The sequence below is a fragment of the Pseudomonas sp. NPDC087626 genome (assembly GCF_044743405.1).
Taxonomy (GTDB): Bacteria; Pseudomonadota; Gammaproteobacteria; order Pseudomonadales; family Pseudomonadaceae; genus Aquipseudomonas.
Window position 1 is genome coordinate 17,826 of sequence record NZ_JBIUWJ010000042.1, and the last position, 13,341, is coordinate 31,166.

Here is a 13,341-nt window from a genome sequence, read left to right on the forward strand (position 1 = left end):
AACCTTCATGTTTGAGGAATATAGATGGCCCCCTGGCTGACAGTCGTAGGCATCGGAGAAGACGGCTTCAAGGGACTGGGCAAGCAGGCCCGGCGTGCATTGCTGGGGGCCGCACGGATTATCGGCGGCCAGCGCCAACTAGATCTGCTGCCGGTGTGCATCCGTGGCGAGCGCCAACTGTGGCCAAGCCCGTTCTCCCTGGAGCCGCTCCTGGCGCAACGCGGCGCACCGGTCTGTGTGTTGGCCAGTGGTGACCCGATGTTTTTCGGCGTCGGCGCCAGCCTGGCGCGTCAGGTGCCCAGCGAAGAGATGCTGATCCTGCCCGCGCCGTCGTCCTGCTCCCTGGCAGCCGCCCGCCTCGGCTGGCCACTGCAAGAGGCGGTCTGCCTGTCGCTGGTGGCCCGACCACTGACCGCGCTCAACGGCCAATTGTTCAGCGGGGTACGCCTGTTGGTGCTGAGCAACGACCGGCACAGCCCGGCTGCATTGGCCGCGCTGCTGCGTGAACGGGGCTTCGGCCCGAGCCGGATCAGCGTGCTGGAACACCTGGGCGGCGAGCAGGAGCGGCGGATCGACGGCCTTGCCAGCGAATGGGACGATCCCGCGGTCGCCGACCTCAATGTGCTGGCCATCGAGTGCATCGCCGAACCGACTGCTGCGCGCCTGTCGCGTCTGGCCGGCCTGCCGGACTCGGCCTTCGCCCACGACGGTCAATTGACCAAGCGCGACGTGCGGGCCGTGACCCTGGCCCACCTGGCGCCGATACCCGGTGAATTGTTGTGGGATGTCGGCGCAGGCTCAGGCTCGATCGGTATCGAATGGATGCGCGCCCACCCCAGTTGCCGCGCCTTGGCCATCGAGGCGGACCCAGGCCGCCAGCTACTGATCGAGCGCAACCGCGACACCCTCGGCGTCCCCGGCCTGCAGCTGATTCGCGGCAGCGCACCACAAGCGCTGGCCGGACTCGAACGCCCGGACGCGATATTCATTGGCGGCGGCGTGACTCGTGCCGGCGTGCTCGAAACGTGCTGGGCGCAACTCAAACCCGGCGGCCGACTGGTTGCCAACGCCGTCACCCTGCAAAGCGAAATGACCTTGCTGGCCTGGCGTGAGCGGCACGGCGGCGAACTGACCCGGCTGCACATCGCCCAGGCCCAGCCATTGGGCGAGTTCGACACCTGGCGCCAGGCGCTGCCGATTACCTTGCTGGATCTGGTCAAACCCCTCGATGCGTGACGAAACCGGCGAACAACCCGCCCCCCTGCGCAGCGGCCTGACCACCGGCAGTTGCGCCACCGCCACCAGCCTCGCGGCGGCGCGCTTGCTGCTGGGCGGCGGCAGCAGTGATGCGGTGCAGATCGTCCTGCCCAAGGGCAAGCAGGTGCAGATGCGCCTGGAGTTCTGCCGGCTCCTGGCTGACGGCGCCGAGGCTGGCACGATCAAGGATGCCGGCGACGACCCGGACGTGACCCACGGTGCCTTGCTCTACAGCCAGGTGCGCCTGACCGCCGAGCCCGGCATTCGCTTCAGTGCCGGGCTTGGCGTCGGCACCGTGACACGCCCAGGCCTGGTGCTGGGCGTCGGCGAGCCGGCGATCAATCCGGTGCCGCGCAAGATGATCAGCGACCACCTCGGCGCCCTGGCCCTGGAGCTCGGTTATACCGGCGGTTTTGCGGTGACGGTCAACGTCCAGGACGGTGAAGCCCTGGCGCTGAAGACCATGAACCCGCGCCTGGGCATTCTCGGTGGCCTGTCGATTCTCGGCACCAGCGGCATCGTCCGGCCGTTTTCCTGCGCGGCGTACATCGCCTCGATCCACCAGGGCATCGACGTCGCCAAGACCAACGGCTACCTGCACATCGCCGCCTGCACCGGCAACGCCAGCGAAGACACCATGCGCCGGGTCTATAACCTGCCGGAAATCGCCCTGATCGAAATGGGCGATTTTGTCGGTGCGGTGCTCAAGCACCTGCGCAAAGTGCCTGTGGATAAACTCAGCCTGTGTGGTGGCTTCGGCAAGATCAGCAAGCTCGCCGCCGGCCACATGGACCTGCACAGTCGACATTCGAGCATCGACCTTGTGCAACTGGCCGAATGGGCCGCTGCGGTGGGCGCCGACGCCGCACTGCAGCAGCAGATTCGCCAAGCCAACACCAGTCAGCAGGCCCTGGCGATGGCCAGCGCCGCCGGCATCGCCCTGGGTGACGCGGTGTGCCAGCACGCCCTGGCGTTCGCCCGCAGCGTGGTGCCGGCCCAGGTCCAGGTCGAAGTATTTGCCATCGACCGCCAGGGCGGCATTGTCGGTCAAGCGGGAGTCTTGCCATGAAACGGCTGTTGTTGCTCGGCGGTATCACCGAAGCCCTGGCGATCGCTCGCACGCTTGGCGCGCAGCACATCTACAGCCTGGCCGGTGTCGGCCGGGTACCCAGCGACCTGACGTGCCAGGTGCGCGTCGGCGGTTATGGCGGAGCCGAAGGCCTGGCCCGTTTCATCCAGGAACAAGGCATCGACCTGCTGCTCGACGCCACCCACCCCTACGCCGCACAGATCAGCCAGAACGCCGTCACTGCCGCGCGACTCAGCGCTATCCCATGCTGGGCGCTGCGCCGGCCAGCGTGGCAGGCGCAAGCCGGCGATGACTGGCGCGAAGTCAGCGACTGGGCCGAACTGAGTGCAGCCCTCAAGCCGTTCCAACGCCCGCTGTTCACCTTGGGCCGCGAGCCGCTACAACACCTGGACGAAATCCCTGCCGGGCAGTTCTGGACCTTGCGCGCGCTCGAGGTTTACCCCGGCAACCCGCGCTGCGAAGTGCTCGGGGCCCGCGGACCATTCCACCTCGAAGACGAACGCGCGCTGTTCCAGCGTCGGCAGATCGACGTCCTGATCAGCAAGAACAGCGGCAGCAGCGCCACCGAACCGAAACTCGAAGTAGCCCGCGAGCGTGGGGTGCCGGTGCTGATTCTCAAGCGTCCAGTGTTGCCAGCGGCGGATCGGGAATTTGTCACTGTGGAGCAGGTATTGAAGGCACTGTCGTTGTCAGACGGTTCCTGACCACCAACGGCAAGCAAGAAAAAGCAGGCAAGACAACCAGAAAGCGCTGTCTGGTGTAACCCGACACGCCTGCTCTACATTGCGTCAACTCTTCGTAAACACCTCAATACTTCGAGCACACGACCCAAGACTACTGGGCACCCGCCGTTCGTCCTGGAGAAAGTGCTGCTTGCCAACCTGTATCCCAAGGAATACGATCAGCCATGATCGACTTCGAACAGTCAGACCTATTTTCCGACTGGCTTGGCTCAATCAAGGACACCATCGGCAAGGCTCGCCTGCTGGCGAGGCTTCGAGCTGCGGAACATGGCAACTTCGGTGATTGTGAACCTGTGGGCGAGGCTGTTTATGAAATGCGTGTCCACTACGGGCCTGGCTATCGAATGTACTTCACCCGCAAACACCAAGTGGTTTACCTGTTGCTGGCGGGAGGGGACAAGTCGACGCAAAAACGCGACATCAAGCGCGCGCAGTCGATGGCGCGAAACATCGGTAGCGAGGAGTAAGCCATGGCTGAACAATTTAGCCGTTTCGACGTCGCCCAATACCTCAAGACACCTGAGGAAATGGCGGCTTACCTGGACGCCTGCTTTGAAGAGGATGCAGGCGACGGTGTGTTGATCCGATGCGCGCTCAATGACATTGCGCGCGCCAAAGGCATGACACAGATCGCCCGCGACACCGGGTTGGGCCGTGAAAGCCTGTACAAGGCACTCGGCAGCACTGGCAATCCGGAATTCGCGACTATCATGAAGGTGATGAAGGCCTTGGGCCTCAAGCTTCACGCGACAGCTGCCTGATGACACTGCGACACCACACCGCACGACAGCTTTTTACTTATCCACCCCGATCAGGCTAAATACGCCGCCTGATCTCCCACTTCACCGGATCTGACCATGTCCCGACAACGGCTAGCAATTGCCTGGATCGCCTGCTTCGCAGTGCTGTTCAACATGCTCGCCATGCCGATGTCCAGCGCCATGGCCAAAGCGTCCGGCCAGTCGCCGACCGAGCAGTTGATGTGGGGCAGTTTCTGCTCGTCCAGTGGCACCCGCATGGTCGCCATCTCCCTGGGTAACCTTGAACAGAAAACCCCGCCCGGCGAGCAACACTCCAACATGCAGCACTGCTGGTGCTGCTCGGGTTCAGCGCCCCTGGTGGCATTGCCCGGGCATACGCCGCAGCTGTACTTCGCCCGGTTCGAAGCCAATCGCAGCCTGCCGGCGCCGACCCTCGACTCGCCGACACCGCGCCAGCAATGGCCCAGTCTCAACCCCCGGGCCTCTCCCCTGGTCTGATTCGATTCGCAACTACCCTGCGTTTTAATCGTTCCGGAGAACTGCCATGTCAAAACCATCCCTGGTGAAGCACACGTTGCTGCTCGCCGCATTGCTGTTGCCTGCCTGCTTTGCCAATGCCCATGAATACAAGGCCGGTGAGCTGGACATCGCCCACCCCTGGTCACAAGAGCTGCCGCCCAATGCCCCAACCGTGGCGGCCTACTTTGTCATTCACAACAATGGCAAAACCGCTGACCGACTGCTCAGTGTGGATTCGCCCATCTCGGGCAAAGCCGAGTTGCACGAACACCTGATGCAAAAAGACCTGATGAAAATGCAGCAGGTGCCCAGCGTCGAGATTCCCGCCGGTGGCACCATCACGTTCGCGCCAATGGCCTACCACGTGATGCTCATGGAGCTTAAGGACCGCAGCCTGCTGAGCGACGGCAAGCGCTTCCCGTTGACCCTGCATTTCGAGAAGGCCGGCAACCTCACCGTGGACGTCGCGGTGCAGAAACAACCGCCCGCTGGCACCGACACGCACCAGCACGCCCAGTAACCGGCAGCACCACCGCCCGTGAACGCGCAGCGCTCACCCGGCCGCAGGCGCACAGCTCCACGCAAGACCAGCTTGACGGTCGCGCGTGGCAGCTGGGTCAGTCTGTTTGCCATGCTGTTGATCTTTATCGGCCCACTGATTTCTCAGTCGATGCCGATGGATCAACGCGCCCCAATGTCCATGAGCATGTCGATGGACATGAGCATGGACATGGCGCCCGGAGCCCATGCCGAGCATGAGGCCCAAGCGCCTGCCGAACACTGCGCGCCCCAGGCCGATCACCATGCAATCTGGGAAAAGTGCGGCTACTGCAACCTGCTCTTCAATTGCCCGGCACTGCCAGGTAGCCTGGCCCTGGCGACTTTCGACCCGCCTCTGGCGCAAGGTTTCATCAGCTCATCACCTCGCCTGGGTCATGCCCGGCTGACCGTCTTCCCCGGCGCCCGCACCCGCGCCCCACCCATCAACGCGTAAACACCCACATCCCCACTGACACGGCCAACTGTTGAACTCGACAGCCACTGGCTGCTGGCCGTGTGTTTACGACTGATTGATGGAATTGTTATGTCCAGGTTTTCTGCTGCCCCACGCCTGAGCGCTGCCCAGGCAACTTTCGCCCCTAATACCTTGCGCGTTCGCCTCAAACAGGCCACCGCGCTGCTGTGCGGCGCCCTGCTCACGCCATTGGCCGGCGCCGCCGAGACGGCCGTTGATCACAGCCAGCACGCCGAAGAGCTGAGCCCCACGGTGATCACGGGCATTGCCCCCAGCTCGCCCCTGACCATCGTCACCAACCCCAAGGACCCGCGCCAACCGGTGCCGGCCAGCGACGGTGGCGATTACTTGAAGACCATTCCCGGCTTCGCCCTGGTGCGCAACGGAGGCACCAATGGCGACCCGGTGCTGCGCGGCATGTTCGGCTCGCGGCTGAACATCCTCACCAACGGCAGCATGCTGCTGGGCGCCTGCCCTGGCCGCATGGACGCACCCACCTCGTACATATCCCCGGAAACCTACGACACGCTCACGGTGATCAAGGGCCCACAAACCGTGCTCTGGGGCCCCGGCGCCTCGGCTGGCACGATCCTCTTCGATCGCGATCCGGAAAGTTTCGGCGAACTCGGCAGCCGGGTGAATGCCAGCGTGCTGGGTGGCTCCAACGGGCGCTTCGACAAAGTGCTGGATGCCGCTGCGGGTGGCCCACAGGGCTACGTGCGGGTGATCGGCAACACTGCCCACTCCGATGACTATAAGGACGGCAACAACGACAGCGTGCCGTCGCGCTATGACAAGTGGAACGGCGACGTCGCCGTCGGCTGGACCCCGAACACCGACACCTTGCTGGAGTTGACCGCTGGCAAGGGCGACGGTGAAGCGCGTTATGCCGGACGCGGCATGGACGGCTCGCAGTTCAAGCGCGAAAGCCTGGGCCTGCGTTTCGTGCAGTCGGACCTCAGCGAAGTGCTGGAAAAACTCGAGGCCCAGGTCTACTACAACTACGCCGACCACGTGATGGACAACTACACCCTGCGCACGCCTTCCGGCACCGGGATGATGGCCGGCCCCATGGCCTCCAACGTCGACCGCCGGACCCTCGGTGCGCGGGTCAAGGCCACCTGGCGCTGGGCCGACCTGCAACTGGTCAGCGGTGTCGACGCACAGACCAACGAGCACCGCCAGCGCAGCGCCATGGGCATCGACACCTACAAGGACGTGCCACGCAACAAGGATGCGGACTTCCACAATTACGGCCTGTTCGGTGAACTGACCTGGTACGCCGCCGACCGCAACCGCCTGATCACTGGCGCACGCCTGGACCGTGCCTCGGCCAAGGATTTTCGCCAGAGCATCGGCTCCGGGATGATGAGCAAACCCAACCCGACGGCCGACGACACCCGCGCCGATACCTTGCCCAGCGGCTTCGTGCGCTACGAGCACGACCTGGCGGAGAGCCCGACCACCCTGTACGCAGGCCTGGGCCACGCTGAGCGTTTCCCGGATTACTGGGAGCTGTTTTCGCCCAAGTCCGGTCCCGTGGGGTCGCTCAACGCCTTCGACTCGATCCAGCCGGAGAAAACCACCCAGCTCGACGTCGGCCTGCAATACAAGACCCAGGACCTCGAAGCCTGGGCCTCGGCCTACATCGGCGAAGTGCACGACTACATCCTGTTCGACTACACCCCCACGCCCATGGGCACCAGCTCGCGGGCCGAGAACATCAACGCCCGCATCATGGGCGGTGAACTGGGTGCAGCCTACAACTTGACCTCCCACTGGAAAGCCGACGCCACCCTGGCCTACGCCTGGGGCAAAGACACCACCCACGACACCGCCCTGCCGCAAATGCCGCCGCTGGACGCGCGTTTCGGCCTGACCTACAGCGAAGACAACTGGAGCGCCGGTGCCTTGTGGCGGGTAGTCGCCGCGCAAAACCGCATCGACCAGAACAAGGGCAACGTGGTGGGCAAGGACTACGACAAGAGCCCCGGCTTCGCGGTGTTCTCCCTCAATGGCGCCTACCGCATCGACCAGCACTGGAAGGTCAGCAGCGGCATCGACAACCTGTTCGGCAAGGACTACGCCGAGCATTTGAACCTGGCCGGCAACGCCGGGTTCGGCTACCCGGCCAGTGATCCACAAGCGATCAATGAACCGGGGCGCACGTTCTGGACCAAAGTGGACATGAGTTTCTAAAACGCTTCGCAAGGACGCCATGCCTGTAGCAACTGGCGCTGCCCGCGCCAGTTGCTGCAGAACCAGCAGCCACACAACACCTATAAAAGATTCATAGCCGAGCGGAGTGCTATTGATGAGCCAACCCAAAGTGTCCTTCTACAACCTGGCCTGGCGCTGGCATTTTTATGCCGGGCTGTTCGTCGCCCCTTTCATGGTGATGCTGGCGCTGACCGGCACCATCTACCTGTTCAAGCCACAACTCGATCCCCTGATGTACGGCAACCTGCTGAATGTCCCGGCCGGCCATCACACCCTCAGTGCCGATGATCTGCTGCGCAGGGTACAAACGGCGTATCCACAGGGCCAGGTCACCCAGTACCTGCCGGCGATCAATGCCGAGCGCAGCGCGCAGTTTGTGCTGAACAACCAGGGCAACGAACTCAACGTATTCGTCGACCCCTACCACGGCGACATCCTCGGCGAGCAGGATGCCAAGTACAACCTGCAAGCCATCGCCCGCGCGATTCACGGCGAACTGATGATCGGCACCCTCGGCGATCGCCTGATCGAGATGGCGGCCGGCTGGGGCATCGTGCTGGTGGTGTCCGGGGTCTACCTCTGGTGGCCTCGTGGCAAGGGCGGCGCCGGCATTCTCTGGCCTCGCCTGAACAGTCGTGGTCGGGTGCTGTGGCGTGACCTGCACGCCGTCACCGGCTTCTGGGGGGCGGCATTGCTGCTGGTCATGCTGCTCAGCGGTATGACCTGGACCGGTTTCTGGGGCAAATCCTACGCCGAACTCTGGAACCAGTTCCCGGCCGCCATGTGGGACAACGTCCCCAAGTCCGACGAGCAAGCGCGCAGCCTCAACACCGCGGCCCGCCAGACCGTGCCCTGGGCCATGGAAAATACGCCGATGCCGATGTCCGGCGACCACGCCGAACACATGGCCCACAACGGCGCCAGCAGCGCGCCGGCAGCTCCGGGCATCAGCCTGCAGGCGGTGCAGGAAATCGCCGAGCAAGGCCGGGTCGAGCCGGGCTACAGCATCACCTTGCCTACCAGCGCCAGCGGTGTGTTCACCATCGCCGTGTTCGCCGACGACCCGCGCAACGACGCCACTCTGCACGTCGACCAGTACAGCGGCAAGGTCCTGGCCGATGTGCGCTGGGAACACTATGGCAATGTCGCCCGCGCCACGGAAATGGGGGTAATGCTGCACGAAGGCAAGATGTTCGGCGTGCTCAACCAGCTCATCGTGCTGCTGATCTGCCTGATGATCCTGCTCAGCGCCGTCAGTGGCGTGGTGATCTGGTGGAAGCGCCGGCCCCAGGGCAAAGTCGGGGTACCACCGTTGCGCCATGGCCTGCCGACCTGGAAAACCGGGGTGCTGATCATGCTGGTGCTGGCCGTGCTGTTCCCGCTGGTGGGCGCTTCGCTGGTGGTGATGTGGGTGCTGGACCGTTTCCTGCTGGCGCGCGTGAGCCGGCAGACTGCAGCGGCCTCCTCTTCTTCCTGAACATCGCCAGGGACGGAGCAACGGTATTTCAAGGGCGCTTGAAATACCGTTGAACAACTTGAAAAGTCTTGTCTTGGGTTGGTTTTGAGCCGCCGCCTAATCCTCGCCATACTCCCGCTCCCGCAACTTAAGCACCCACTAACCAGACAACATTAGTTACGGGAAACTTCCTACTTTTCAATCCGTACAATTCCTACAAAGAATTGAAAGAGGTCAACTTGATAAAGAAGATCCTAGCCTCCCTCGCCTTCATTTCACTGCCGGCAATGGCAGCCCAGCCACCATTTACCGGCACTAACTATTCAGGGCATTACCAATGTACTGGCATGGACAGTCATATCGGAGAGTACAAAGGCACCGTCGACATGCAGCTCAACCCCGAGCAAAGTACCGGTCCGTATGGTGCCTACAGTTTCACCCTGACCCTGGCCGACAACTCCCTCTATAACGGCTTCGCCGCCGCGCACAAAAAGTCGCTGGCGATCTACTTTGCCCACACCGACCCGGCCCTGAAAGATTACGGCGTGGGAATCGCGCAGGTTAAAACGGCCGCCGATGGCCGTGTATCTTTCAGTAAATATTATTACGGCCCCGAGTATGAAGGCGGTGGCCACGGCATGGAAACCTGCACGCGCCAATAGCTCTCGCCGGTTTACCGCACGATCAAAGGCGTTCCAACAAACGCCTTTGATCGTATGCAGGTGCCCAGACGCTACAGTTCATCACGGTGAAAACTGACTGGCGCCAGCGGCGCCTGTAGCCGATCAGTCTTCCAGTTACTGCCCAGACGCCCAGACTGATTCCAGTAGTGCGCGGCTGTAAGTACCCGCAATTCACCGATGTCGGCCAATTGCGAAATGAAGTCTGCTGTCGACAATCGAGTGACCCACTGGTCGCCAACCCGCTCGGCTTGTTTGGTCCGCAGCAAGGCCGTTTCTGCCTGGGTGTACTGCGGCACATACTTCAGCAACGCGCCATGGGGTGTTGAGTAGTAATACGAAATGATCTTGAATCCTTTGTCCTTCAGGGCATGGGTGTGCAGATACACCAACCAGGGCGAGGCAAAGTTTGCATAGACCTGTTCAGCATCGGTTGCCAGCGTGCTGGTACCTGATAGATAAAGTTGGTGGCTGGCAAACACTTCATAGCCCGCAGGAAAAATCGGCGGTTGATTCCTCTGGGTCGTAGTGGGGTCACTCGGCGTCCGGAAAATGCGATCAAGCAGATGGTTGGAGTCGTCACTGCGCGCCAGGGGCTCCAGTGCACAAAAGCAATGCTTGTCCTTTTGACGCAATATTGCGCTTTCGTAAGAAGTTGCCTGCTCATAAGCACTTCCCGCCTGGTGCTGGATGTAGCGGGCCGCATCGTCGGGATGCTGGAAAATCGGTCCCATTGCCAATTTCGGCATCCACGACCAGAGATCCTGCTCACTCATGCCCGCTTTGCGCGGCTGCCAATCCCGTGCCAGGAATCCGATCCCCCAGACAGCACTTGGCACCATGACTTGCAAACGCCCAGCCTTTCTCATGTTTCGTATGTAGGTCGGCAGACTGAAGGTGCCGTCGAGTACATCGCGCCAGTCTGCACTCGCCTGCACAAGGCTCGCGAACGGATTGCGCTTAAGCGCTAACTGAGCGGCTTCGTCCGGTGGATCGAACGGATCATAGTAATCCCTCTCAAATCGCAACAACGCCCCGTCACTGCACGATAAGTAGAGGGGTAAGTTGCCCCGCTCCGTTTGAACATGCGCAAGTGCCAGGTGCATGTCCATCGGTGAAAAAAAATGCCGGTAGTCGTTATCCGACAGCTTATCGGGTGCTTGGGCGGCGCACAGGTACAGACTGTCGACGACGTAGCCCTGGGGCAGGAGCCCGTCGGGGAATACCTGGTCATAGGCCAGAGTCGAGCCAGGTACCTGGATCGCAAGAGTGGCAATGAACCTGTCATGCCAACGATCCCGCAGAATGTAACCAAAACTCAGCGCCCCACGCTCTGCGGTGTGTTCATGAACATGACGTGCCACCGCAACGCCGTCAGCAAATACGGGACTGTAGTGCGGCTCACTGCGTGGCAGCTTGGGCACAGTGTCGCCGCTCGCCTGGCGCACCAGGCTGAAATCGGTGACTAAACGCGGCGCGCCCCAAACAGAGCTGCCTGCCACCACGTACAGATAACCGTTCTTCGCCAGCGAATCGACCCACGCCGACGGTTTCAAATCCCCCTCATGGATACGCTTTTTTACCCAGGCTGCATCCAGGTCATGGGGCAGACTGCCGAAATCGGTCAAGGCATGGGCAAGGTTGGCTCGAACCTTATTCCATGCACCACTGCGATAGCGAATCACCGAGCCGTCAGGCCCGAACAGGTACTCCTCCATCGTTCGCGTCCCGCGCTCGAACGCGGTATGGACTGCCTTCACGGACAACATGTTGAGGTACAGTTGTTTTTCCGACGCAGACAAGAGCACCGGAACCTCCCGGGCATGGCGCGCGCGATAGCGAGCCACAATTGTGCATCCGGCAGGGAAGAGTCCGGCACTGACACTTTCATCCGGGAAGATCCATTTCACATCGAAGTCTTCCTCAGGCGTGATCACCGGCAAGGTGCCAACAAACAAGCCATCGGCACGCTTCAGGATCAGGCCTCCATAGACCCTATCGGTCGTCACGGGGACCTGCGCGCGAGCATGCAGCGCCGCATCATCCAGGGTCGGGAAAACAGGCCCTAAAAGACGCCGTTCGAGGTTCTGCGCCGGCGTCCATTGCGCATTGACCAGCCCTTCCCTGTCCCAGCACATATTGGTGTGCAGGACTCGCAACTCGCCACTGTTGGCCACTAACCTGACAAAACCGGTCTGGGTCAGAGTGCCTTTGACCAGGCTGCTCTGGACATCATCCAACCCCATGTTCGGGGTGTTGTTATCAAACAACTTGGTGCTCTTGCGCGCGACATACTTCAACAGTGCGCCATCCTGTGTCGCGATATAGGTGGGAATCGACTCAGGCCCTTCGAGGATCGACGGCCTCTTGGAGTCGTCCACTACGACATACAGGTCCCTGGGCACAATGAAGTGCTGGGCCAACCAGAGTCGGCTGGGACGCGGAGTCTGCGTAACCCGCTGGCGCGAATAAAAATACGAATGGCGCTGGAAGGATTCCGGGTACACAAAATCAATGCCGGCTCCCGGACGGGAGCGGCGGAACAGGCTAGCGCGTGAAAACAGTTTGTCTCGAACACCATCGACCGCAACCAACTCCGTGGCGATGTACTCCTCCCTGCCCTGTCGCTTGAGGATAAAGCCGAACCAGGTCTGCTCCTTGTCGTCGGCCCCTGCCCCGCGGGAGAAACGATCCTGCGCCGCTTCGTCTGCGGACGGAAAAACCGCGCCATAGGCGACCTGCTTCGGTACCGGTCGCGGAGTCTGTGGCGGGTAGGCCGTCCAGTCCTGGGCCACTTGCCCCCGATAGCCCCAGAGCAGACTGTCGACAACGACCCGCAACGTTCCTGCGCCCGCCACCGCTTTTACAAACTCCACAGGAACAACGCTGCCATCCTCTAGCCCCCGCGCCAGTGGCCCCGGGTTGCTCACGGTGCCCAAGCGCACCAGCAACTGCTGCCAGCCGCTGGTATCGGGCTCGAACCACAACAGACTGTCGTCGGCACCTGACAGATAGGCCGGAACACCTTGCGTGACCACATGGAACAACTCGTGAACCTTGAACATCTGCAAGCTCACGCTGGCGTCTGCGCGCGACCATTGCAAACCCTGCACCTGATCGGCATCCAGCGTCGAGAGCGCCCGGTGCGAATAAAACACGCTGTGTAGCAGGTGGTTCGCCGGATAGATTGGCCGGCCTTGGGCGTCCACCGGGAACAGCGGGGGCGCTTCGAGCGCATCGGTTCCGGCGTCGACCGGTTCAGTCACGACGAACCTCTGGTTGCTGCGCTCGAAGATCATTGCAACAAACTCGTGGTCACGTCGCTTACCGACCTGTTCATGAGCATGCCGCGCTGCGTCATCCGCCGAGAGAAACTCTCGGCTCATGCGCACAATTGCAGCGCTGGAATGCCGGGATGCATTACTCGGGCCTTCTCTCTCGTCCATGAAATAGCTCCAATCTGTGTACGACCTGTAGTGAGCCATCAGGTTATCCAGCGACAGCGTGACTGTGCGGTACATATGTAGGGACCACAGGCACCACTTCAGCGCACCGCCATGCCCCACATAGCGTTGCACGCCCGTCCCTGGTGCACCCGCG

At 62.0% G+C, this 13,341-nt stretch carries 12 protein-coding genes; 11 read left to right on the forward strand and 1 reads right to left on the reverse strand.

From position 1 onward, the window contains the following. Positions 1 to 24: 24 nt before the first annotated feature. The 11 genes from cbiE to ACIOVD_RS25180 all read left to right on the forward strand — a co-directional run bounded on the left by cbiE (position 25) and on the right by ACIOVD_RS25180 (position 9,723). Positions 25 to 1,236 (forward strand): precorrin-6y C5,15-methyltransferase (decarboxylating) subunit CbiE, encoded by a 1,212-nt coding sequence (gene cbiE, locus ACIOVD_RS25130; RefSeq protein WP_401130839.1) that lies wholly within the window; start codon positions 25 to 27, stop codon positions 1,234 to 1,236. Next, positions 1,229 to 2,326: a cobalt-precorrin-5B (C(1))-methyltransferase gene (locus ACIOVD_RS25135; protein ID WP_401130841.1), complete on the forward strand. Its 1,098-nt coding sequence runs from the start codon at positions 1,229 to 1,231 to the stop codon at positions 2,324 to 2,326. The genes cbiE and ACIOVD_RS25135 overlap by 8 nt, the downstream gene beginning before the upstream one ends. Beyond that, complete coding sequence (locus ACIOVD_RS25140; protein WP_159993517.1) at positions 2,323 to 3,051, forward strand: cobalt-precorrin-6A reductase; 729 nt, start codon at positions 2,323 to 2,325, stop codon at positions 3,049 to 3,051. The genes ACIOVD_RS25135 and ACIOVD_RS25140 overlap by 4 nt, the downstream gene beginning before the upstream one ends. Positions 3,052 to 3,254: 203 nt before the next feature. Then, positions 3,255 to 3,557 carry a type II toxin-antitoxin system RelE/ParE family toxin gene (locus ACIOVD_RS25145; RefSeq protein ID WP_401130843.1) on the forward strand — a complete coding sequence of 101 codons (303 nt, stop codon included), beginning with the start codon at positions 3,255 to 3,257 and terminating at the stop codon, positions 3,555 to 3,557. A gap of 3 nt (positions 3,558 to 3,560) precedes the next feature. Further along, positions 3,561 to 3,851, forward strand: coding sequence for an addiction module antidote protein (locus ACIOVD_RS25150; protein ID WP_095171111.1), 291 nt, complete (start codon positions 3,561 to 3,563; stop codon positions 3,849 to 3,851). Between the two features lie 96 nt (positions 3,852 to 3,947). After that, entirely contained in the window at positions 3,948 to 4,349 is a 402-nt protein-coding gene (locus ACIOVD_RS25155; protein ID WP_095171109.1) for a DUF2946 domain-containing protein, read from the forward strand. A 61-nt stretch (positions 4,350 to 4,410) separates the two neighbouring features. Continuing rightward, complete coding sequence (locus ACIOVD_RS25160; RefSeq protein ID WP_095171161.1) at positions 4,411 to 4,890, forward strand: copper chaperone PCu(A)C; 480 nt, start codon at positions 4,411 to 4,413, stop codon at positions 4,888 to 4,890. A gap of 72 nt (positions 4,891 to 4,962) precedes the next feature. Further along, positions 4,963 to 5,364: a DUF2946 domain-containing protein gene (locus ACIOVD_RS25165; RefSeq protein ID WP_256585539.1), complete on the forward strand. Its 402-nt coding sequence runs from the start codon at positions 4,963 to 4,965 to the stop codon at positions 5,362 to 5,364. A gap of 90 nt (positions 5,365 to 5,454) precedes the next feature. Further along, positions 5,455 to 7,584, forward strand: coding sequence for a TonB-dependent copper receptor (locus ACIOVD_RS25170; protein ID WP_401130846.1), 2,130 nt, complete (start codon positions 5,455 to 5,457; stop codon positions 7,582 to 7,584). Positions 7,585 to 7,699: 115 nt separating this feature from the next. Then, a complete protein-coding gene (locus ACIOVD_RS25175; protein ID WP_401130848.1) occupies positions 7,700 to 9,082 on the forward strand; it encodes a PepSY-associated TM helix domain-containing protein in 1,383 nt (460 codons plus the stop codon). Positions 9,083 to 9,300: 218 nt separating this feature from the next. Then, on the forward strand, positions 9,301 to 9,723 hold the full coding sequence (locus ACIOVD_RS25180; protein WP_095171158.1) for a hypothetical protein: 423 nt from the start codon (positions 9,301 to 9,303) through the stop codon (positions 9,721 to 9,723). Between the two features lie 71 nt (positions 9,724 to 9,794). On the opposite strand, the gene ACIOVD_RS25185 is transcribed toward ACIOVD_RS25180, so the two are convergent. After that, complete coding sequence (locus ACIOVD_RS25185; RefSeq protein ID WP_401130851.1) at positions 9,795 to 13,319, reverse strand: hypothetical protein; 3,525 nt, start codon at positions 13,317 to 13,319, stop codon at positions 9,795 to 9,797. Positions 13,320 to 13,341 lie beyond the last annotated feature (22 nt).